The organism is Diplocloster hominis (assembly GCF_032380655.1).
In the GTDB taxonomy this organism is placed as follows: Bacteria; Bacillota; Clostridia; order Lachnospirales; family Lachnospiraceae; genus Diplocloster; species Diplocloster hominis.
The window spans coordinates 152,814-173,733 of sequence record NZ_JAWDIY010000006.1 but is presented as its reverse complement, the minus strand read 5'-3'; the positions used below and the strand labels follow the sequence as shown (position 1 = coordinate 173,733).

Genomic DNA, 20,920 nt, shown 5'->3' with positions numbered 1-20,920 from the left:
TCCACGATCTTTGCGTTAACGTTTACGCTTTTCTTAAATTTATCATATTTCACGAACTTTGTCAAATGTATTTGATTGCATTGTTTTTCAGATTTTTACGTGCTATGCTTCAAGTCAAACGTTACATTTAAAGGAGGTATTTCCAGTGAAAATTTCTTCATTTTCCAGTTTTGATTATGTAATCGGCATCGACATCGGCGGCACGAATTTCCGGATCGGAACTATTACGAAAGATTTCAAGTTAAGCAACTGCAGGCGGGAAAGCAGCCGGAAATTATTCGGCTCCGGCCAGCCGGCCGATACCATATCTTCCTTTCTCTCCTCCTATATGGAAACAATACCGGCGGGCAAATGCAGAGGGATCTGTCTGGGATTTCCCGGAACCGTCGACAAGTCGAAGCAGACTGTTTTCTCCTGTCCGAATCTGCCGGTGATCACCAATCAGAATATCGGCGCAGCACTAAAAAGACAGTTCCAGATCCCTGTCATAGTAGAGCATGACGTTATCCTGCTGCTGGCAAACGACATGCAGGCCTTTGATCTCTTTGGCTCTGACTGCGTGATCGCGCTCTATGTCGGCACCGGCCTCGGAAACGCACTCTATATCCACGGCCGATTTCTCGATGGAAAAAACGGAGTGTCCGGAGAACTGGGCCACATTCCGGTGATGGCCAAAAAAGATCCCTGCCCGTGCGGGAACCAGGGATGCATGGAACTCTACTGTGCCGGCAAAAGGCTGGAGCAAATACACCGGGAACACTATCCTGAAGCAGACATGGAAGATCTTTTCGGATACTACCCGGATTCCGATCTGTTAAAAGAATATGTGGACAATATTGCCATCGCCGCCGCAACGGAAATCAACATCCTGGACCCTGATCAAATCCTGTTATCCGGCGGCGTAATCCGCATGAAAAATTTTCCCTACGAGCAGCTTTTGGACCGGATTCATTTTCATACCCGCAAACCTTACCCGGAACAAAACCTCCAATTTATCCGCGGAATGGATGACCCGTTCAGCGGTGTATCCGGCGCCGGAATTTACATGTGGAATCTCATTTCATAATTTTTCCAATTGCACATAATCGGTCACATTTTATGTTGTTTTTAATATTATTCGGTCATTTATTTCTTGACACACGTATTCTTCTATGCCATAATGAGGTGGAAATTTCCAGTAATAAATGAACTCTCTCAGAAAGGACTGTTTTTTATGAACAAAGTATCTCCCTCCGTTATGTGCATTGACATGATGGACTTAAAGCACCAGCTGGAAGCGCTGGACCAGGCGCATGTGGATCTTTATCACATTGACATTATGGATGGCCATTTCGTTCCGAATTATTGCCTGAACGGTGATCTGATGGCCGCCATCCGCAAAGTATCCGACACCCCCATGGATGTACATCTCATGGTCACCAATCCGACTGAATTCATTCAGTACTGCGCGGACCACGGCGCGGACATTATTACCCTGCACATCGAGACACTGGAGCATCCGATCCGGGCCCTGAAGCAGATCCGCGCTCTGGGCAAAAAAGCAGGTATCGCCATCAATCCCGCCACCGATATCAGTCAGCTCAAATATATGCTGGAATTTATCGATCTGGTCTGTGTCATGACCGTAGATCCTGGTTTCGCCGGCCAGACCCTGATCCCCACCAGCTACGAGAAGATCTCGGCTATACGCAGCATGTTCACAGAGGCAGGTTACGATGTGGACATCATGGTGGACGGTCAGGTAAAAGAAGAGACCGCTCCCAAGCTGGTGGCAGCCGGCGCCAATGTACTGGTTCTCGGATCCTCCGGGCTGTTCTGTCACGATCCGTCCGAGTATCCCGAAGTAATCTCAAAATATCAGAACTTATAGAAGGGGGACACTAATCCATGAAAGAGTTGAAAATGTTCGGCATGCCCATCCAATTCTGCGAGGAAAGCAAGAAACTGGTTCCGGCCAGCGATACCATCCACTACGAGGACTATTCCCGTAAATACTCAAAAGGAATGTTCGGACTTTTAGCCGACGCTACATACAAGGTCGAAGACAATCCCTATTACGATTTTTACAAAGCGATTGTGGAAGACAGCACCAAAGAAATATTCCAGTCCACAGACCTGCGCTATGACAGCACGGTGATCATCGAAGGAACCGCCGGAGGAGAATACAAGAAAACTGCCGGACATTTCCACATGCCGATTCCCGGACAGTCCATCAGCTATCCGGAGCTATACCAGGTAATAAAAGGCACCGCGTTGTTCGTCATGCAGAAAGTAGACGATTGCCGGAAAGAAGACGGCAGCATGCAGGTACAGGATGTCATCCTGACCAAAGTCGAGGCCGGCGAGTCCGTAGTAATCCCCCCTGATTACGGACACTGCACGATTAACATAGGAGCAGAAACCATGGTATTCATAAACCTGGTATCCTGTCACAGCACCAACTACTACGACAGTGTAAAACGCCACGCGGGCATGTGCTGTTACGCCTTTCGGACTCCCGACGGCGGATTCCGGATCGAGAAAAATCCCCGCTATGAATTTGTCTGTGAACCCCGCCTGACAGTACCCACGGATTCCGCGGTATGCGGCCTGGAAAAGAACGTCCCCATCTACCGTTCCTTCCTCAAAAATCCTCAGAAGTACAGTTACCTGAATGATCCCGCCGCCGCTACAGAGGCTATGTTCTCCCTTCTCAAGACACTGTAGACCTCCCTTAACCCCCATGGGGCCTGCAGCAAAGCCGGGATGCCAGGGGAGACAGGCAGACTTTTAGAACCGGGGGATAATCTCACGGGGACAAATCACTTGAGACCAGACCTTAGAACGGCTTACGCAGAAGGCGGGAGAACCCCGCAGGGCCTGGAACGGTTCTTAGGTCTGGCCGAAGTGATTTGTCCCCGCGAGATTATCCCCCGGTTCTAAAAGTCTGCCTGCCTCCCCTGGCATCCCGGCCCTTCCCCCAGCCCCCCATCCCGCTGCCCCGTTGAAATTTCTCCAAATTTACCGCTTGCCAACCCTCCCGGGGCATATTACAATCTATAGAGAAACGAGCAGAGGAATTGGGTTATGAAAAAAGTAACTTTAAAACAGATTGCGGAATTGGCAGACACTTCGATCGGCACGGTGGACCGTGCGTTGAATGGCCGGGGCAGAATTAACGAGGTGACAAAGCAGAAGATCCTGCAGATCGCAGATGAGCTGGGTTATCGGCCCAATAAACTGGCCAGTAATCTGAGCAGGAACAAACAGCTCCATTTGGGAATCTTGTATCCAAAATATCCAACCTATTTTTTCGATGAGATGACGGCAGGTGTGGAACAGGCTACTCATGCTCTGACAGATTATAATGTGGATATCCGGGCCTTTCGATGTGATTATTTGAATCCAGAGAGTCAGCTGCCGCTTTTGGATGAATTAAAACCCGAGGACTATGACGGGTTTGTTTTAAATGCCGGGGGCAGTGCTCTGATTCCATATATCAATCGTCTGGCGGATGCCGGTGTAACCGTGGCCACTTTCAATTCTGATGTAAGAGGGAGCAAAAGGCTATTTCATGTTGGGGTGGACCCTTATCTGGCCGGCAGGATTTCCGGCGAATTGATGGGGAAAATCATGGGAGATAAGGGATCGGTATGCTGTCTGTCTGGCTTTCATTCGGTGGATGCCCACACAGAACGTATGCGGGGATTTATTGATAAAATCTCAGAAGATTATCCTGGAATTACGGTTGCAGGGGAATTTGAGTATCTGGACAGCGACCAGCTGGCAGAGGAGATTTCAGAAAAAATGTTCCGTGAGAATCCGGAAATCAGCGGTGTCTATACAACCAGTTCTCCCGGTGCGATCGGAGTGGGTTGGTATCTGGACAAACATCCGGATATCCCGCGGCCCGTCGTCAGCGGTTTTGACGTGACCCCGCAGCTTAGTACACTGACAAAAAAAGATCTGTGTACCTTTGTTATATATCAGAATCCTTCCGCCCAGGCCTACCACAGTCTGATGCTGCTGGCGGATTATCTGCTGCAGGGTATCCTGCCCGGCAAAAAGCACCTGATGCTTCAGCCACGTATTGTTTTAAAGGAAACGATCGATGATTATATTTTTGATCCAACACTGACTTATCAGTTTTTGAAGTAAAGACAGCGTGAGCCGGCTGGCCATAAGGGAATTGGAATGGCTGACTGCTGCGATTTTAAAATCCGTTTATTACATAGGGAATAGACGGATTTTTTTATACAATGGGAATCGCTCCTATTTAATAAAAAACCTCCAGGCGGGTGCGCAGCGGCGGAATTGGAATTTTGAAATAGGCGGAAATCTCTCTTACTTTTCATTTCTTATGTCACAAATTCCGTTTTCTCTGCGTTATTAAGGTGTAACGAATCAGCGGTACCGCAAATAAAGGATGTGTAACTATGGAATTACTGCAGGAAAAAGATTTATTGGATCAAACGTTTGCCGACGGCGGCGAAGCGGAATTAAGTCTCGCTATAGAAGTCTATGGTCAGGCGCTTTTACGCTACTGCCACAATATCCTGTGTGATTATCACGAGGCGCAGGACACTGTGCAGATAACCTTTCTTAAAGCATATGAAAACCGCCGGAAGTACAGGAACGGTACATCGCTGTCGGCATGGCTGTATCGGATCGCATATCACACCTGTATCGATACTATCCGCCGGAAAACACTATTTTTCTTTACCCCCGCTGCCGATTCGCATAAACCGCATACCGGGATCAGCGACGAGCTGTTCGAAGCGCTCAGCCGGTTATCGGCCATGGAGCGTTCTCTGATCTATGGGCGGGTTATGGAAGAGAGAAGTTACCGGGAGCTGGCCAAAATCCATCAAATAACAGAGTCCGCTGCCCGAAAACGGTATGAACGCGCCAGGAAAAAGCTGGCCGGACTGCTCAGGAAGGATAACCGGCAGGAAGAAAGCAGTATCGCAGATTGGAGGAGTCAACATGAAATTTGATCAGGATGAACGATTGATAAAAGAACAGTTAAGTAAGGTATGCACTCCGGAGTATGATCTTTCACTTGCCCTGGCGGATCGCATCCGACCCCCCCGCCGCTTTGCCGGAAAGTCATTTATTATCCTGGCGGCTGTCCTGCTTGGATTATTCGGTCTGATTGGCGCCGGGACTTATTACGAATGGAAGTCTTTCCGGTTCGATGGTTCCGTGAATGATGGAGCTTCTTCCTCACTTGAGAGTACCGCGGACGGCGAAGATTCGGAATTCAGCAGCGTTGTCTCCCAGGAAATGTCTCTTACGCCGTCTGCGCTGGCCCCGGGGGAAGTGAGTATTGTTACCCATCTGCAGGATGGACAGAGCAGCTCCAATGCGGCCTGTGGTGTATTTCGAACGGATAGCGAACAGACGCTTCTGGATCTGCTGCTTCCATGCGCTATTCCCTACTCCATTCCCACCCGGCTGCCGGACGGTTATCAGTTTGAAGAGGCTGTCATCCAGTTCTATGTGGATCCGGGCATGCTGGATATTCCCTCTGAAAGTCTGTCCATAGAAGGGGAACACGATAAAACCATCCGTCAGACACTGAAGCTGCCGGACGGATACCAGAAAAATATTCAGGATATCTATGTTGGTTATGTCAACAGCTCCGGGGAATTTATACGAATGACAATTAGTCTGGCCGCTGCCGATTGGAATGTTTCTTTTGGAGCTCCCGACACTGCCTACAGCGAAAAGCTGAAATTGGACGGCTATAATCAGGCCCTGTTAATCTGTGACGAAAGCCGGAAGAATGGTTCTTATTATTCTCTGGGGATGACCAGGGACATTCCAGTTGTCACCGCAGTGAACCTCATGGATCTGGGCCGGTCGGAGCGCAATGCGGCGGCAGGGATTAAGGATAGCCGGGAACCCTTTGAGGAGACATATAACCAGCTGTCTTATTATATTGAGAGTTCGGCTATAGAAAAAGGGGAGCTTATGGATTTTGTAAAAGGATTTAAGACGCCTTGATATTAAGGGGGACATTAACGGGGACATGTCCATTTTGATTTGGGACATGTCCATTCCGATCTGGGACATGTCCATTCTGATTTGGGACATGTCCATTCTGATTTAGATATGTCCATTCTGATTTAGATATGTCCATTCTGATCTGCATATGTCCCCTTCTGATCTGGACATTTCTCTTATGATTTGGACATGTCAATTTCCGATCTGGACATGTCCCCTTCCGATTTGGACATGTCCCTATCAGTCCTTACACTATATCAGTCCAACTCAGCCTGATATAGTGTAAGGACTTTCCAGCACTTCCGCAGCCTCAGCCTTCGCGCTCTCGTAACTGGCCGCCCGGAGTTCCTGCTTGATGCGGGGTGAGCCGGAAGCCGACATGCTGAATTCATCCAGCCCCATCCCCAACAATAAGCGGACCGCCCCAGCATTGCCGGCCAGCTCGCCGCACATGCCCACCGGAATATGTTGCGCATGGCCTGCACGGATTACATGCTGTATACTTCTAAGCACAGCAGGGTGAAAGGGGTTATATAGTGCAGCCACCGCCGGGTTACCTCGGTCTGCGGCCAGCATATACTGAGTCAGATCATTGGTACCGATACTGAAAAAGTCCACCCGCGAGGCCAGCTCCTGGGCCAGCAATACGGCCGCGGGCGTCTCAATCATAATTCCTGTCTCCAGCCCTTCATCAAAAGGCTGCCCCTCCTTTGTCAATTCAGCTTTACAGTCGCCCAGGATTGCCTGGGCTTTTTCCAGCTCTTCCAGCGATGTGATCATCGGGAACAGGATTCTTACCCGTCCATATGCGCTGGCCCTTAGTATGGCCCGAAGCTGTGTTTTAAAGATATCCGGCCTGTTTAAACAGATCCGGATAGCGCGGCAGCCAAGATATGGGTTATCTTCCTCCGGTATCTGAAAATAATCGACTTCTTTATCTCCACCGATATCCAGCGTCCGTATCGTTACTTCTCTGCCTTTCATGCAGTGTACCGCGCTTTGATAGGCTTCAAACTGCTCGTCTTCGGTTGGAAATCGTCTTTGCCGCATATAGAGAAATTCACTGCGGAACAAGCCGATCCCATCCACATCGTAAGCCGCTGCCTGCTCGGCTTCTTCCCGGCTGCCGACATTCGCGCAGATGGAGATTATTCTTCCATCCATGGTAATACAGGGCAGCGCTGCATTTTCTTCTGCTTTCTTACGCATTTCCCGGTATTCGGCCTCGTTTTGCAGGAACACCTCCTTCTCCTTCTGATCCGGCGAGGTTATGATCCTTCCCCGCTGCGCGTCTAAAAGGATCAGATCCCGATCTCTGATTTCCCGGATGTCAGGTCCGGCACATACCAGACAAGGAATTCCTCTGTTCCTGGCTATGATCCCCACATGGCTTGTGATACCGCCGTTTTCAGTTATGATGCCGGCCACCAGCTCCAGGTTCATCCGAATGGTATCCGACGGTGTCAGGTCTTTGGCCACCACCACGGATATCTCCCGCAAGGCATCAAAGGCGGTTTCTTCCGTTCCCTGAAGTATCAGCATCAGTCGGCGTGTCACATCCCTGACGTCATCCGCCCGTTCCCGCATATACGCATCATCCATTGTTTCAAATAAGCCCGCGTAGTGGTCTGCTGAAAGCTGCAGCGCTCTCTGGGCATTTTCCAGATCCTGACGAATTCTTCCCGTAACTTCTTCATAGAGTGCACAATCCGTCAGTATATCCAGATGTCCGGCAAAAATATCAGAATTGCCTGCCTGATCAGAGACCGCATTTTGCGCTTCTTCCAGCAGTTTCTGCAGCTGCTCCCTGCCCGTTTCCACCGCCTGTTCAAAACACCGGATTTCACCCTCGATCTCATCTGCCCTGATCTTATCCTTTCGAACCGCCCTCTCTTCCCGGCGAACGAGGAATGCTGGTCCCAACGCATAACCTTCTGAAGCGATTTTACCGCAATTCCATATCTTCACGCCGTCTCATCCATCCCTTCGCCCAGGCCGGAAGCAATGGCCCGAAGTATTATCTCCAAATCCTGCTCCTCTGTCTCGCCGGTACACTCCACGGTCACAACCGTACCCTTTTTGATTGCCGCGCTCATCAGAACCAGGATGCTTTTGGGATTCACCAGCTTTTCCCCAGACCGGATAATAATATTGGACCCGCACTTTCTCGCTATCTTAGACAGTTCCGAAGCCGGCCTCATATGCAGACCTGATTTATTTTTAACTTCAATCGTTGCGCTAACCATATTTACCTCCAAGTTCAATCACCCATATCTTTTTCTATGGTCTGCTCATACACTTCTTCCGCTTTATCCATAACCTGCTTAATATGCCGAATGGCCTGACCGATCGGAACCTTTACCACCGGTTTCCCTTCAAACCGTTCTTTCTTAGCCACAGCTATGGCATAAGCGATCAGGATCACATCTGCCGACTGACAGATCTCCTTTGGAAGCATATCCGAGAGATTAGACCCTCCCTGCATTTCCACACGTACCGAATGACCGCGGGCGATCGCTTCTTTCTTCAACGCAGCTGCACACATTTCGCTGTGTGCTACTCCTGCCACGCAGGAAGTGATAATAACCAGTTTCATACATACTACCTCCTTTTGGGGCTTCCGGGAAATAGAATTTCCGGTATAACTTATTTATTTCCCTACAGCCCTGCTGGCAAAGCACCGAAACTACAGGCTCATAACCTCATCGTCGCTGTCCGGATCGAAATTCTTCCTGGGCCAGATTTTCCGAAGAAAGATCAGCGATCCCGCCGTCACCGCAGCGCCGGCCGCCACGCAGAGTGCATATACCGGGACCGAGCTGATAAAGAACCAGGAAGCCAGTCCCAGTGCCGGGACGCTTAATTCCAGGCCCAAGAAGCCGGCCAGAAAACCGCTGGCCAGGCAGCCCAGGAAGCTGGCAATGGTGCACCGGATAATATCATTGATCACCAGCGGAAGCGCCAGTTCCGTAAAACCACCGATCAAAACGATGGGCCAGGATGTTCTGGCATATCTCCTCTCAGACTTGGTAAATAGTTTCGGAGCGATGAACGCCGCCACCGTAAAACCAAACGGCGGCACCATGGCGATGGCGATCGCAATGCCTACGAACAGATAGATTCCCTTGTCAAATCCCGCGAACATGATCGCTGTCCCGATCTTACTGATGGGGCCGCCATAATCCACTCCGCCCAGCGCGCCCAGAACCAGTCCGGCTATCCCTCCCTGCGCGGCATCCATACCGGAGAGCTTCGCTACCATATAGTCCGTAAAACGGGCCACCGGCGTGTTAATGACATAAACAATGAACAGGCCCACGACCAGGGTCGAGAACGCAGGGACAAAATAATCCCATACCCCCTGCAGAATCTTATTGGGTTTGATCAGCTTTTTCAGTAACGCCACCACATATCCCACCAGGAATCCGGCCAGCAGCGCTCCTAAGTAACCCGATCCGTTGGTATTGGCCAAATAAGCGCAGATAAATCCGGGCGCGATACCCGCCTTATCCGCAATGGAAAATGCTATGTAAGCTCCAAAGATTGGTATAAAAAAGGTCATGCCCACCTGTCCGACCGACGCAACCGTCAGCCATATAGGAGCATCTGAGATATTGCTGATCGAGCTGACCGCGGTAATAATTCCTCCGATCAGTATAAACGGGAGCATATACGATATCCCGGAGCGCAAATGGTCAAAAGGCTTGGAAAATATATCTTTCACAATCTGCTTTTTCGTTTTTTCCACATTTTCAAATTCAAACGTAAGATCATTGCCTGCCATACTGATTTTCCCTCCCATCCGCTGTTTCCAGCGTGGCCAGAAACTCTTCTGTGTCCTTCACTTTACCCCATATTTCCAAATTATCTTCCCGCAATGCCGAGACCGCTATGGAGGAAATCATTTCCAGATGCCGGTTAATAACCGCTTCCTCTTCCACTTTTGGTATAGCTATCAGAAAGACAAACCTTACCGGTGTCTCCTGATCCCCGTCCCAGTCGATAGCAGAAGTCAAGCGGCCGAAGCACAGTCCGGCCTTAGTTACCGATGTACTGATCCCGTGAGGCACCGCCAGCTCCGACGTGCTGTAGGTGGAACAGATCTTTTCCCGTTCCAGCACACTTTGTATAAAGCATTCCAGGTCTTGAACCAATCCGTTATCATAGAGCATTTTAGCCAGCTCCCGGATTACACTGTCTCTGTCACCGGCTTCCAGTTCCAGATTTACCGTGTTTTTATTGATCACCTCACGAATTTTCATAGAAGTCCTCCTTATGTGCTTCGGTTCAGCCGGCCCTGCCTTTATTGCAGGTTATATTTTTCAGAGAGACGGTCCAGGATATCCCGGAATTCCTTCACTGCATAGGTGATTCCCTTGTCATTTCTGAAAATCGCAGTGGATAGTATCACCACGTCCGGGTTACACTCGATCAGAGGTTCCACATTATCCGTTCGGATACCGCCGTCTATCGCCAGTTCACACTTCGGATTTTTCTCATCGATCATCTTTCTCGCCCGCTGTACCAGATCCAGTACGGATTCTCTCCAGTACCAGTTATCTTTCCCGTCGGTATTCGATGTCCCATGCGTGACGATATGAAGACGGTCAATATCATAGATGGCTTCATCCAGAAAACAAAGAGGAGTATAACAGCCGATGGTAAGGCCGATCTTCATTCCCAGCCGTTTGCACCATTCCATCCGATAAGCCAGGGTGGCTCCGATAAACCGCTCCGCCGGAAGAATCAGCATATTACATCCCACTTCCGCGATTCTGTCTATGAATATCTTATCACATTCCGAAGTGTAGAAGTGACATTCGATGGGTTTATCCGTCACCTTGCGGAATCCCTCAATGATCTGAGGACCGCCCATCAGTTGAAGATTAATGGGGAGCTCCACCATATCGGCCGCATCGGCGTGGACAATGTCCGCGCCGGCATCCATAGCTTCCTTCATATTTGCCCCTAGTCTTGAGTAGTCAAAATGGGCGATACCGGCTGAAATTTTAATATGTTTCATGTAGCATCCTCCTTTCAGAGTGGTTCTGTTTTGCGGTTGCATTAAGATCATATCATCTGGGATTGTGCATAGTTTCTAAATATAATGCAATATTTTTCAAATATATTTACATTACTTCTTTCATTCCTGTAATTTCAGCATTCATATCGAGCATTTTGACGTCAAAATTCTCAATTTGCGTATGCTTTTCCGTGTTTTTTTCAATTTTCCATGCAGCCAGACGATTGAATTCCTGATATAAACAGGTTATGATTGGATTATCAACTACCCTATCCATAGAATCTGCACGCCTGTAACCCGCATAATAGAAACAGTCTGAACAGAAATGGGGGCTTTTGCTCATGAATCTGACAACACGCCAACAGAGGCTTTTAAAACATTTCGTTTCCCGGCAAACAGCTTTATCCTATCCGGAAATCGCCAACGCCTACAGTATCTCTATCAGTACTGCGCGCAATGATATGCGTTTTATCAGCAATTATCTGGACGATCAGTATCAGATCAGCTTTCACAGGGACTCCTCCAACCGGTTTTTTCTGGAAAAAGAGGACATCCGCACATTATTGAAAGCGCATCTGCCCTTCAGTTTATCCACAGATCCCAATATAAAGTCCCGCCTTCTCCTGCTCATTTACCATCTGCTCTTTTCTCCCCCGCAGACCTTAAGCATGCAGAGACTGGCGGATCTTCTTTTTATCAGCCGTCCCACCGCCTATCATCTGTTAAATACGGCGGAAAATGTACTGGCAGAATATCAGATAACGATTCAGAAAGGATCGCCCAACGGTCTTGCTCTGACCTGCAGGGAGTACGCGTGGAGAACCGCAGCGGCCACTTTATATCAGCAATTAAAAAAGCACGGATACCAGATCAGCTCTTCCCGGATCAAAGCCAGTCCCGTGTCTTCTATGGATGTAGTCTCCGTCGAGATCCTGGAGGGACTGTTCCCGGGTCTAGACATCTGCAAAATTAAAAATATGCTTCTTCGTTTTGAGAAAGAGCAGGGAGTCCGCCTTATCGATTATTCCTTTGAACGAGTGTGTGTCTACCTGGCCATATCCATGTACCGGGTACGGCAGCATCACCTTGTGGAATACCCGGAGTCTTTTTCTGAGTCCGGTTTCGAACCCACTCCGGCTTATGCATTGAGCCAGGAATTTATCGAACTTCTGGAGGACAATTTCCATATAAAACTACCGCCTCAGGAATCCCACTTTATCTCATCCTTATTTTTGTGCAGCAACCTGGAATATCTGAATGCAGATTACCGTTACAGCATCGTCACTCCATTGCTGCGGGATTTTCTGGATGAGCTGCTGGAGAGGACCAGCAATATGCTGAACAGGCGTATCGCCAGTGACCGGAAACTGTACGACGACCTGGTACACTACATCCCCTCTGCAGTAGGCCGTCTGCGGTACAGATTCAGCTCCTGCAAAGGTCCTTATGATACCATTAGAAAGCAGTATTCCAGACTGTTCGCCATTATCTGGTCCACGAACCTTCTGTTCAACCACTACTTTCACGTGGAATTGAACAAGGAAGAGAGCTGCTGCCTGGTCCTATTTTTCGCCGCCGCTCTTGAACGGACCGCCAACCACCTCAGGGCCATAGCCGCATGGAAAAGCGATACCGGCCTGGGCGAAATCGCACTCTTAAACGCTGTCATCGAAAAGAATATACCGAATCTCTCCCTGATCGATGTCCTGCCCCTTCACCAGCTGGACATGAAGCCTTACCACCGCAGCGCTTATGACTTTGTCATCTCCAATTGCCCGGTTACCCATTCCGGTAAAACCGTGATACAGGTGAATTCTATCCTGACCCCCGACGACATCGACACCGTCCAGAAGGTCATGCTGGAAATTACAGAACGCGAGAATCAGAACACCAGAACCAGAGCGGCTATGCATTACCTGCTGCATCCTTCCGGCATTCTTACAGGTGTACACCCCAGTCACAAAAATGAAATACTGAAAAAGCTCTGCACTCTTCTGGAAACATCCGGAAAAGTCACGGAAGCTTTTTATGATACGGTACTCTCCCGGGAATCCATATGCAGCACCTACATCGGAAATGGCCTGGTATTCACCCACGGAGACAGTGAGCAGGTCCACAGGTCCGCGTTATCCATCGCCCGGCTCGCTTCCCCGATTTCCTGGGACGACGCAGAAGTTGATCTGATCTTTGTCTATGCCTTTAATTTAGAGGATTTAGAAAGAAATAATATTAAGATGGATGATTTTTTTTCGATTTTTGTAGACATCACCAATGAAGATGATATGATGAATGAATTGAGGGAACAGCCAGGCCCGGAAGCCTTTTACGAAACCTTCCTCTCCTTCTTCTAGCAGATATGGCGGGGGACAGCGGGGGACAGACAGCGGGGGACATGTCCATTTCGGTTTGGGACATGTCCATTTCAATCAATCAAAAAGAACACAAAAGGGACATGTCCCAAATCGATTTGGACATGTCCCCTTTCCGCTTTTATTCTATAATCCTTTTTACGATTACATTTACCCACTTTGTATTTCTCTCGCTGCGTACATCATTGGACTTCCAGATCTCCAGCGTCTCCACATCGTCGGATTTCTGAAGCACCTTCGCCAGTGAGGCGATCGTATAGTCATAATAATATCTGCCGTTGTCAAACCCATGGGAATCCCCGAAGCGGAAGGACATATATAATACCCCATCCGGCTTCAGCGCCCGGAACACCCGGTTCAGCACGCCCTCCATTTTGTCCTTTTCCACATGCACCAGGGAAGCACAAGCCCAGATCCCGTCAAATACACCGTCAAAATCCAGTTCCTCAAACCGTATATTCAGGACTTCTTTACCAAGATTGATCTCCGCCAGCTTGCACATTTCTTCCGATCCGTCGACCGCGGTTACGTAAAAGCCTGCTTCCTCCAGATACAAAGAGTCCCTTCCCGATCCGCATCCCAGATCCATCACTTCCGCGTTTTCAGGGAGATACTTGACGAAACGTTCCAGCGCCTCCGACATGTCAAGATCAACCGTACTTTCGTAATAGGCCGCAGCGTACTTATTGTAATAATCAATTGAATCCAATGTAATCTCCTACACCCTTCCTTTATATGCTATAACAGAAAATACTTAGATAGAATTATTATAACAAGCCTGTTATAAAAATGCAATCGCTATCGCAAGGCTGAAAACAAAGGGAGTGTAAGGCTGAAAACAAAGCTGAAAACAAAGGGAGAAAACAAAACCAAAAACAAAACCAGAAACCCTAAACCAAAAACCCAAAACCAGAATCCTAAAACCAGAATCCCAAAACCAGAATCCTAATTAGTGTAGAGCCAGAAAATCAAAAATGCCGCTTCATAATAACACCTTTTCAGGTCCCATGAAGCGGCTTTAATCCAGCAAGGCAAACGGACTATTATTACATATCCACATTCTCTACACGAATGTCTTTATACATAACAGCCAATATTTCATTCTCCATTCCCGTTAGAGCAATATCGCTCTTTTTGGTCTTCCATTGGTATAATTCCACATCGATGGCGCTATATTCATCATCCAGAGTTGAATCTCCATACAATTTTTCCAAATCCTGGCGCGTGATACGCATGGCATCATCATAATCCACATCAGAACCGCCGACATTTAGAAGAACATAAACTGCAACGAGCCTGTCATTTTGAAAAATGTATTGCGCGCCGCCTTCCATTGTTTTCAATTCTCCAAATCCTGTAAAATATTCAACTACGGTAGTGCCGTCTTTACCGATCTCATATTTCCCTTCTATTTTATCCATAACATCATCCATGGATGTTCCCCATTTAACTCCATTATAATATCCGTCACTTTTATTTCCGGATATCAACGAAATTACTAGGATGATCAGAATAACAGCCGCAACTCCCGCCGCTCCCAATATAAGACCCAGCTTCTTCTTATTTTTAGACGGGACCGGTCCCGGATTTCCACCCGCTAAACCTTCCGGTTCCCGAACATCCTGCAGAGGTACTTCCTGACCAGCCTCCGAACTTGCATAGGGTGTGTCTGCGCCACAATTTGTACAGACACCGCTGCCCTCCGAAATCTCAGCGCCGCACTTCACACAATACATAAGATTCCCCCCCTTTTTTATATTTATAAGTTTATTGTATTCCTTTTTTACCTTATAGTCCACTGTAATAATCTTAGAACCTCATAGTACCGGCTCCCCCGTTAATCCTCCTTCCAAGGTCCGTCACCATGTCCCTAATAGTTTCATGAATTAGTGCGTGAAAACGTCTGTAAGAAATAAAATTTTATATTTAATGGGTAAATTAGACAAAAATCGCTTTGCAAATATAGAAATATACTATTTAATTTAACGAAATCCAGAGTTGCTATAAAAAAAATATTTCATAATTTTGTTGACAGATGGCTTTTGCGTGAATATACTTTTTATATACAATAAATTCAGAAATGAATTAAATAAGCAAAAACGGAGAAGAAAATGGCTTATCTTGATGCATATGAAAAGTATCTGGGACAACTCAAAGATGACATTGCCAATGCCAAAAATCTGCAAAAGCATCTGGTATTCGGTTACACCAGCAATCTGGATGTGATTTTTAAATGGGATATCCATAAATTTAACCGGATCTTAGACGAATTTCTGCTGGAGGAACCCTCATGGGAAAGCGAAGAAGTCATCCGCAATATGGAAGACTTCGCGCGCATTACCAGTGAATTTCTGATAAAAGGGATGGGCGGAAGCGTCGAGGTTGCCGATATCGGCGTCTGCGAATATCTGGAGAAGACCTTTGACCTGGAATACGGCCTGGGAGGCAACGGGGCGCAGGGAGCGGCAGCCCTGGGGACACTGGGGATTCCGGTAGTCGTCCAGATGACAGACCATTCCCCTGAAGTTTGTAAAAAACTGGAACATGGAGATATCCGGTTCGTGGATGAAGAGGGACACCTGGTACCCATGAAAGGACATGCGCGGAAGGAACCGCCGCTATACCATATGATTCTCCAGTTTACCAAAGGCGACAAATTACAGATCCGCGGAAAGGAATATGACATTCCGGTCTCAAACCGGCTGATCCTCTTCTGTGATTCGGTACATAAAGCAGTTCCGATCCCCGATCCTTTTCTCAGCTATTGGGAAAGACATCCCTGTGATATCAGCGCTTATCTGATTGCCGGTTTTGACGCGGTAGTTGACAAACAGATTATGCAGGAACGGCTGGACATATTGTGCCCCCATTACGAGAGACTTAAAAAAGCCAACCCCGGCTTCATTCTCTATTTCGAAGGCGCGGATTATATCAACTTAGACGTGAAGGAACTGCTGTACCGTTCGGTCAGCAGATATGCGGACATCCTGGGAATGAACGAAGAAGAGCTTGGCACCCAGCTTAAGAGGTTCGGGAAGGACCTGGACAAGGGGAGCCTGCCAAACGTACTGGATGGGCTCCGGGTGATGCTGCAGAGCTTTCCGGTACGCGGAATCGTCCTCCATACCAAAGATTACGCCATGTATTTCGGTGCCCGGCTACCGGGTGTCGATATAGAAAAAGGGTTGACCATTGGGAACCTGATGTCGGCGACCAGGGCGCGTCTTGGAAGATACGGAACCATTGAGATGTGTACGGAAAGCCTGAAGATGGATTTAAGCCCGACAGGCCTCCGGTTCTTCGAAGAGCTGGCACAGACGCAGGCCGATGAGTATATCTGTCTCGTGCCGTCACGGTATCTGGAAAAGCCGAAGTATACGATAGGGTTGGGGGATACCTTTGTAGCAGGGGTACATACCAGCTTTCTGAAATAAACAAAGGAGGTGCCTTCCATGTCTTATCTAATGGGAATCGATCTTGGAACATCCAGCTTAAAGACACTCATCATGGATGAAACAGGTCATGTAAAATCTATCAGCGCCAGGTCCTATCAGTTTGATTCTCCCCTGAACGGATACGCAGAACAGGAACCCGGCCAATGGTGGCAGGCCTGCTGCGAAACCACGGCCGAGGCGCTTAGAACAGCCGGAATCCCTTCACATGAGATCCGGGGAATCAGTTTTTCCGGCCAGATGCACGGCGCTGTCATGCTTGACAGCTCTTACCGGCCGGTACGGCCGGCGATCCTCCACTGTGATGCCCGGTCCTCCAGGCAGGTGGAATACATAAAAGCTCAACTGGGAATCGAGATGATCCGGGAATATTTCATGAATCCGGTCTATACGGGATTCCTGCTCCCCTCTCTGATGTGGGTAAGAGAGGAAGAGCCATATAATTATGAAAAAATCCGCTATGTCATGCTTCCAAAGGACTATATCCGGTTCCGGATGACAGGGACCATCGCCTCCGATTATTCCGACGCCTCCGCGACCCTGGCCTTTGACATCAAAAGGGGCTGCTGGTCCGGGAAGATCCTGGAAACCCTGGGTATCCCGGCTGACTATTTTCCCAAATGCTGTGGTACGGCGGATATCGCAGGAGCAGTAACAGAACAGGCGGCCAAAGAGACCGGTCTGCGGGCCGGCACATGCGTCATCGCCGGAGGCGGCGACCAGGTCATGCAGGCGATCGGAAATGGAAGCATACAACCGGGTTCTGCCACGGTAAATGTGGGAAGCAGCGGACAGGTCTGCTTCCAGAGCGCTTCACCGGTAGCCAATCCTGCATTAAATACAAATACCTTCTGCGGCTACTCCAGGGACCGTTGGATCACCATGGGCGCAATCATGAGCGCAGGTCTGTCCCTGAAATGGATCAACGGAGTGCTCCGGCAGGCGGATTACCGTCAGGTTAACAAAGAGGCAGCTTCGGCTCCCCCGGGGAGCGGCGGGCTGTTGTTCCTCCCTTATCTGACCGGCGAGAGGACCCCTCATATCAACCCTAATCTGACCGGGATGTTCGTTGGGTTAAGCCTGAACACCGGAAGGGCCGAGATGACCAGAGCCGTTATGGAAGGGGTGGCATTTGCCCTTCGGGAATGCATGGAGGTCTGCCGGGGGCTGGGGCTTCAGGCGGATCGTGTGATCGCATCCGGCGGAGGGGCCAGAAGCCTTCCATGGCTTCAGATACAGTCTGATATCTACGGGGTACCCCTGAAGGTCGCGGACACGGAAGAACAGGCATGTCTGGGCGCGGCAATCGCGGCGGGAACAGGGGCCGGGATATATCAAAGCATAGAAGAAGGCTGCAGGCAGGCCGTAAGGTACCGGGATCTGACGGTCACTCCCAGCGAAAGGAATCACCGCATCTATGAGGATTATTACCGGCTGTTCAAAGAAGCCTACCGGGATAGCAGGAGCACGATCGAACAAGTGACGTTATTAGGAAGGAACCCGAATTAGCGAATAATATATAGGAGTGAGCAGGTATGGAGAAAAAAGAGGACTACATTCTGGAATGTGAGGGAATATCGAAGGCATTCGGCGGTACCCAGGCACTTTCCAACGTACAGCTGCACGTACGCAGGGGCGAGGTCCACGCGCTCCTGGGCGAAAACGGGGCGGGTAAATCCACACTGATGAAAACAATTATCGGCCTGTATAAAGCAGATTCCGGTTCCATTACGTTTGAGGGCCAGCCCTATTCGGTAAAAGGGCCCGTGGAAGCGATTGCGGCAGGCATATCAATGATCCATCAGGAACTGAATCCTGAACCATATCTCAGCATTGCCGAAAGCATCTTCCTGAAAAGGGAAAATACCTTGGGCGGTATCCTCCTGAACAAAAAGGAGCAGAACCGCAGAGCCGCGGAAATCCTGGAGAAATTTGATTTCCCCTTCGGTCCCAAAACTCTTATGCAGGAATTGACCCTGGCCCAGGTACAGATGATCGAGATTATCAAGGCAGTTTCCTGCGATGCGAAACTGATCATAATGGATGAGCCCACCTCCTCCCTGGACAGTGAAGAGACGGAACATCTCTTCCGGACCATTCGGGAATTAAAAGACAAAGGGGTGGCCGTTATCTATATCTCCCACCGGATGGATGAGATCTTTGAGATCTGCGACCGGGTGTCCGTATTCCGGGACGGTACCTATGTAAACAGCTGCGACCTGGGAGACGTGACAAAAGATGAACTGATCTCCATGATGGTCGGCCGCAATGTGGCAAACGTATTTCCGAAAACGGACTGCGAAATAGGGGAGACGGTGTTCAAGGTTGAAAATCTGACCGGAAATGGTTTTGAAAACATCAGTTTTGAGGTACATAAAGGGGAGATCCTGGGCATCTCCGGCCTGGTCGGTTCCGGTCGGAGCGAGACTATGCGGGCTATCTTCGGGCTTGATAAGATCAAGAGCGGCTCGATGTATTTAGAGGGCAGAAAAATCGTTAACAAAAGTCCCAGGGCGGCTATCAAAAAAGGGATCTGTATGGTGAACGAGGACAGAAAGGAATATGGCCTCTGCCTGTTCCGGTCTATACGGGAAAATATCTCCCTGCCCAATCTGCCGGCCAGGCAGAGAGGTCTTCTGATCAATCAGAAGCGCGAAAAAAAAGAGTGCAATGATGTGGCAAAAATGCTTACGGTCAAGGCCGCCAGTATCGAGCATGACGGTTTTTCCTTAAGCGGCGGGAACCAGCAGAAGGTAGTCATTGCCAAATGGTTTATGGCAAATCCCAAGGTTCTGATCCTGGATGAGCCGACCCGGGGCGTGGATGTGGGAGCGAAAGCAGAGATCCACTCCCTCATGTGCGAATTCGCGGCAAAGGGCATGGCGGTAATCATGATTTCTTCAGAGCTTCCCGAAGTTATGGGAATGAGTGACCGGATCCTCATTTATCATGAGGGTAAATTAAACGGGGAAGTTTTAAGGCAGGAGATCGTAAGCGGTGTCATGGGACAGGAAAAAATTCTGGCCAAGGAGTTTGGCGGTAAATAGGAGGAGAAAATAATGGCGGTTAAAGAAGAAAAGAAAGTGTTGGGTATCGACAGGGATAAGTTCCGTATGTTTATGGGGAAATACGGAATCGGCGTAGTCCTGTTCATTATGATTATCGTTATTTCAATTATGGAGCCGGCCTTCCGCAGCGCGAAGAACTTTATCAACGTGGCTACTCAGGTATCCATCAACGGTATGATCTCCTATGGTATGTGTCTGGTCATCACCACAGGAGGGATCGATTTGTCCGTAGGCGCTCAGTTAGCTCTGGTCAGCTGTATTCTCGGCCAGTTTATTACGAACTTCGGCGTAAATCCGTTCCTGGCCTGTCTGATCGCCCTGCTGGCTTCGACCGCATTTGGATTCCTGAATGGCTTTTTTGTAGCCAGGTTTAATATGTTCCCGTTCGTGGTTACGCTGTCCACCCAGTTGATTATCCGGGGCCTGGCGCAGGTAATCAGCGGCGGTAATGCAATACCGCTGACCAGCGAGACCTTTCAGCATATTTATTCGTCCAAAGTGGGACCGATACCGCTGCCCATTGTAATTTTATTTGTCGTAACCGTCGTGGTATATATTATGCTTCACTGGACCAAGTTCGGCCGCTATATATTCGCGGTGGGCGGAAATGTCCACGCGGCTATCGCATCCGGTGTCAGCGAATTCTGGACAAAGGTTGGAGCCTACACCATAAGCGGCCTGCTGGCCGGTATCGCAGGCATTATCTTTACCGCCAAAACGTCATCCGCCCAGTCCAACATCGGTATCGGCTATGAGACAGATGCGGTTGCAGCCTGCGTGTTGGGCGGTACATCCTTTGCCGGCGGTGTTGCCACTATCCCCGGCGTTGTCATGGGTATTTTTATCATCGGCTTTATTTACAACGGCATGAACCTGATCGGCATCGAGTCCTATTACCAGTCCATGACCAAAGGCGCGGTTATTATCGGCGCGGTATTACTGGATATGGTTCTGAACCGGAAAAAGGGTTAGATGACCATTTAGATGACCGTTAAGATGACCGTCAGATATGAGAAGTAA

20 protein-coding genes are annotated in these 20,920 nt (G+C 49.0%); 11 read left to right on the top strand and 9 right to left on the bottom strand.

The features are described from left to right. Window positions 1–145: 145 nt before the first annotated feature. The 6 genes from alsK to ABC831_RS07890 all read left to right on the top strand — a co-directional run bounded on the left by alsK (window position 146) and on the right by ABC831_RS07890 (window position 5,988). The gene (gene alsK / locus ABC831_RS07915; RefSeq protein WP_343247672.1) at window positions 146–1,066 is read left to right on the top strand and encodes an allose kinase; all 921 of its coding nucleotides are present in this window, start codon (window positions 146–148) and stop codon (window positions 1,064–1,066) included. 147 nt (window positions 1,067–1,213) lie between these two features. Further along, a complete protein-coding gene (rpe, locus tag ABC831_RS07910; RefSeq protein WP_343247671.1) occupies window positions 1,214–1,870 on the top strand; it encodes a ribulose-phosphate 3-epimerase in 657 nt (218 codons plus the stop codon). 17 nt (window positions 1,871–1,887) lie between these two features. Then, a complete protein-coding gene (locus tag ABC831_RS07905) occupies window positions 1,888–2,706 on the top strand; it encodes a glucose-6-phosphate isomerase family protein (RefSeq protein ID WP_343247670.1) in 819 nt (272 codons plus the stop codon). Between the two features lie 360 nt (window positions 2,707–3,066). After that, entirely contained in the window at window positions 3,067–4,137 is a 1,071-nt protein-coding gene (locus tag ABC831_RS07900; protein WP_343247669.1) for a LacI family DNA-binding transcriptional regulator, read from the top strand. Between the two features lie 278 nt (window positions 4,138–4,415). After that, a complete protein-coding gene (locus tag ABC831_RS07895) occupies window positions 4,416–4,976 on the top strand; it encodes an RNA polymerase sigma factor (protein ID WP_343247668.1) in 561 nt (186 codons plus the stop codon). Then, on the top strand, window positions 4,966–5,988 hold the full coding sequence (locus ABC831_RS07890) for a hypothetical protein (RefSeq protein ID WP_343247667.1): 1,023 nt from the start codon (window positions 4,966–4,968) through the stop codon (window positions 5,986–5,988). The genes ABC831_RS07895 and ABC831_RS07890 overlap by 11 nt, the downstream gene beginning before the upstream one ends. A gap of 267 nt (window positions 5,989–6,255) precedes the next feature. Here ABC831_RS07890 and ptsP read toward each other — a convergent pair whose 3' ends face one another. From ptsP to ABC831_RS07855, 7 genes are all read right to left on the bottom strand, one after another. Continuing rightward, window positions 6,256–7,956: a phosphoenolpyruvate--protein phosphotransferase gene (ptsP, locus tag ABC831_RS07885; RefSeq protein WP_343247666.1), complete on the bottom strand. Its 1,701-nt coding sequence runs from the start codon at window positions 7,954–7,956 to the stop codon at window positions 6,256–6,258. Continuing rightward, a complete protein-coding gene (locus tag ABC831_RS07880) occupies window positions 7,953–8,234 on the bottom strand; it encodes an HPr family phosphocarrier protein (RefSeq protein ID WP_343247665.1) in 282 nt (93 codons plus the stop codon). Before ABC831_RS07880 ends, ptsP begins: the two co-directional genes overlap by 4 nt. A 14-nt stretch (window positions 8,235–8,248) precedes the next feature. After that, window positions 8,249–8,584: a PTS fructose transporter subunit IIB gene (locus ABC831_RS07875; RefSeq protein ID WP_343247664.1), complete on the bottom strand. Its 336-nt coding sequence runs from the start codon at window positions 8,582–8,584 to the stop codon at window positions 8,249–8,251. A gap of 90 nt (window positions 8,585–8,674) precedes the next feature. Continuing rightward, the gene (locus ABC831_RS07870; protein WP_343247663.1) at window positions 8,675–9,772 is read right to left on the bottom strand and encodes a fructose-specific PTS transporter subunit EIIC; all 1,098 of its coding nucleotides are present in this window, start codon (window positions 9,770–9,772) and stop codon (window positions 8,675–8,677) included. Beyond that, window positions 9,759–10,250, bottom strand: coding sequence for a PTS sugar transporter subunit IIA (locus ABC831_RS07865; RefSeq protein WP_343247662.1), 492 nt, complete (start codon window positions 10,248–10,250; stop codon window positions 9,759–9,761). Before ABC831_RS07865 ends, ABC831_RS07870 begins: the two co-directional genes overlap by 14 nt. Window positions 10,251–10,291: 41 nt before the next feature. Beyond that, the gene (locus ABC831_RS07860) at window positions 10,292–11,011 is read right to left on the bottom strand and encodes a ribulose-phosphate 3-epimerase (RefSeq protein WP_343247661.1); all 720 of its coding nucleotides are present in this window, start codon (window positions 11,009–11,011) and stop codon (window positions 10,292–10,294) included. 106 nt (window positions 11,012–11,117) lie between these two features. Continuing rightward, complete coding sequence (locus tag ABC831_RS07855) at window positions 11,118–11,288, bottom strand: hypothetical protein (RefSeq protein WP_343247660.1); 171 nt, start codon at window positions 11,286–11,288, stop codon at window positions 11,118–11,120. A gap of 64 nt (window positions 11,289–11,352) precedes the next feature. Between ABC831_RS07855 and ABC831_RS07850 the strand changes: the two genes are divergently transcribed. Then, window positions 11,353–13,362, top strand: a complete 2,010-nt coding sequence (locus tag ABC831_RS07850) for a BglG family transcription antiterminator (RefSeq protein WP_343247659.1) — start codon at window positions 11,353–11,355, stop codon at window positions 13,360–13,362. 139 nt (window positions 13,363–13,501) lie between these two features. On the opposite strand, the gene ABC831_RS07845 is transcribed toward ABC831_RS07850, so the two are convergent. Both ABC831_RS07845 and ABC831_RS07840 read right to left on the bottom strand, forming a co-directional pair. Further along, a complete protein-coding gene (locus ABC831_RS07845; protein WP_158351237.1) occupies window positions 13,502–14,089 on the bottom strand; it encodes a class I SAM-dependent methyltransferase in 588 nt (195 codons plus the stop codon). 337 nt (window positions 14,090–14,426) lie between these two features. Beyond that, window positions 14,427–15,116, bottom strand: a complete 690-nt coding sequence (locus ABC831_RS07840) for a zinc ribbon domain-containing protein (RefSeq protein WP_343247658.1) — start codon at window positions 15,114–15,116, stop codon at window positions 14,427–14,429. Window positions 15,117–15,491: 375 nt separating this feature from the next. Between ABC831_RS07840 and ABC831_RS07835 the strand changes: the two genes are divergently transcribed. The 4 genes from ABC831_RS07835 to ABC831_RS07820 are packed head-to-tail and all read left to right on the top strand — an operon-like array spanning window position 15,492 to window position 20,872. After that, window positions 15,492–16,814, top strand: a complete 1,323-nt coding sequence (locus ABC831_RS07835) for an ADP-dependent glucokinase/phosphofructokinase (RefSeq protein ID WP_343247657.1) — start codon at window positions 15,492–15,494, stop codon at window positions 16,812–16,814. Window positions 16,815–16,832: 18 nt separating this feature from the next. Then, window positions 16,833–18,341, top strand: coding sequence for a xylulokinase (gene xylB / locus ABC831_RS07830; protein WP_343247656.1), 1,509 nt, complete (start codon window positions 16,833–16,835; stop codon window positions 18,339–18,341). A gap of 26 nt (window positions 18,342–18,367) precedes the next feature. Further along, the gene (locus ABC831_RS07825) at window positions 18,368–19,879 is read left to right on the top strand and encodes a sugar ABC transporter ATP-binding protein (RefSeq protein ID WP_343247655.1); all 1,512 of its coding nucleotides are present in this window, start codon (window positions 18,368–18,370) and stop codon (window positions 19,877–19,879) included. A gap of 12 nt (window positions 19,880–19,891) precedes the next feature. Then, a complete protein-coding gene (locus ABC831_RS07820) occupies window positions 19,892–20,872 on the top strand; it encodes an ABC transporter permease (protein ID WP_343247654.1) in 981 nt (326 codons plus the stop codon). The last annotated feature ends 48 nt before the right edge of the window (window positions 20,873–20,920 follow it).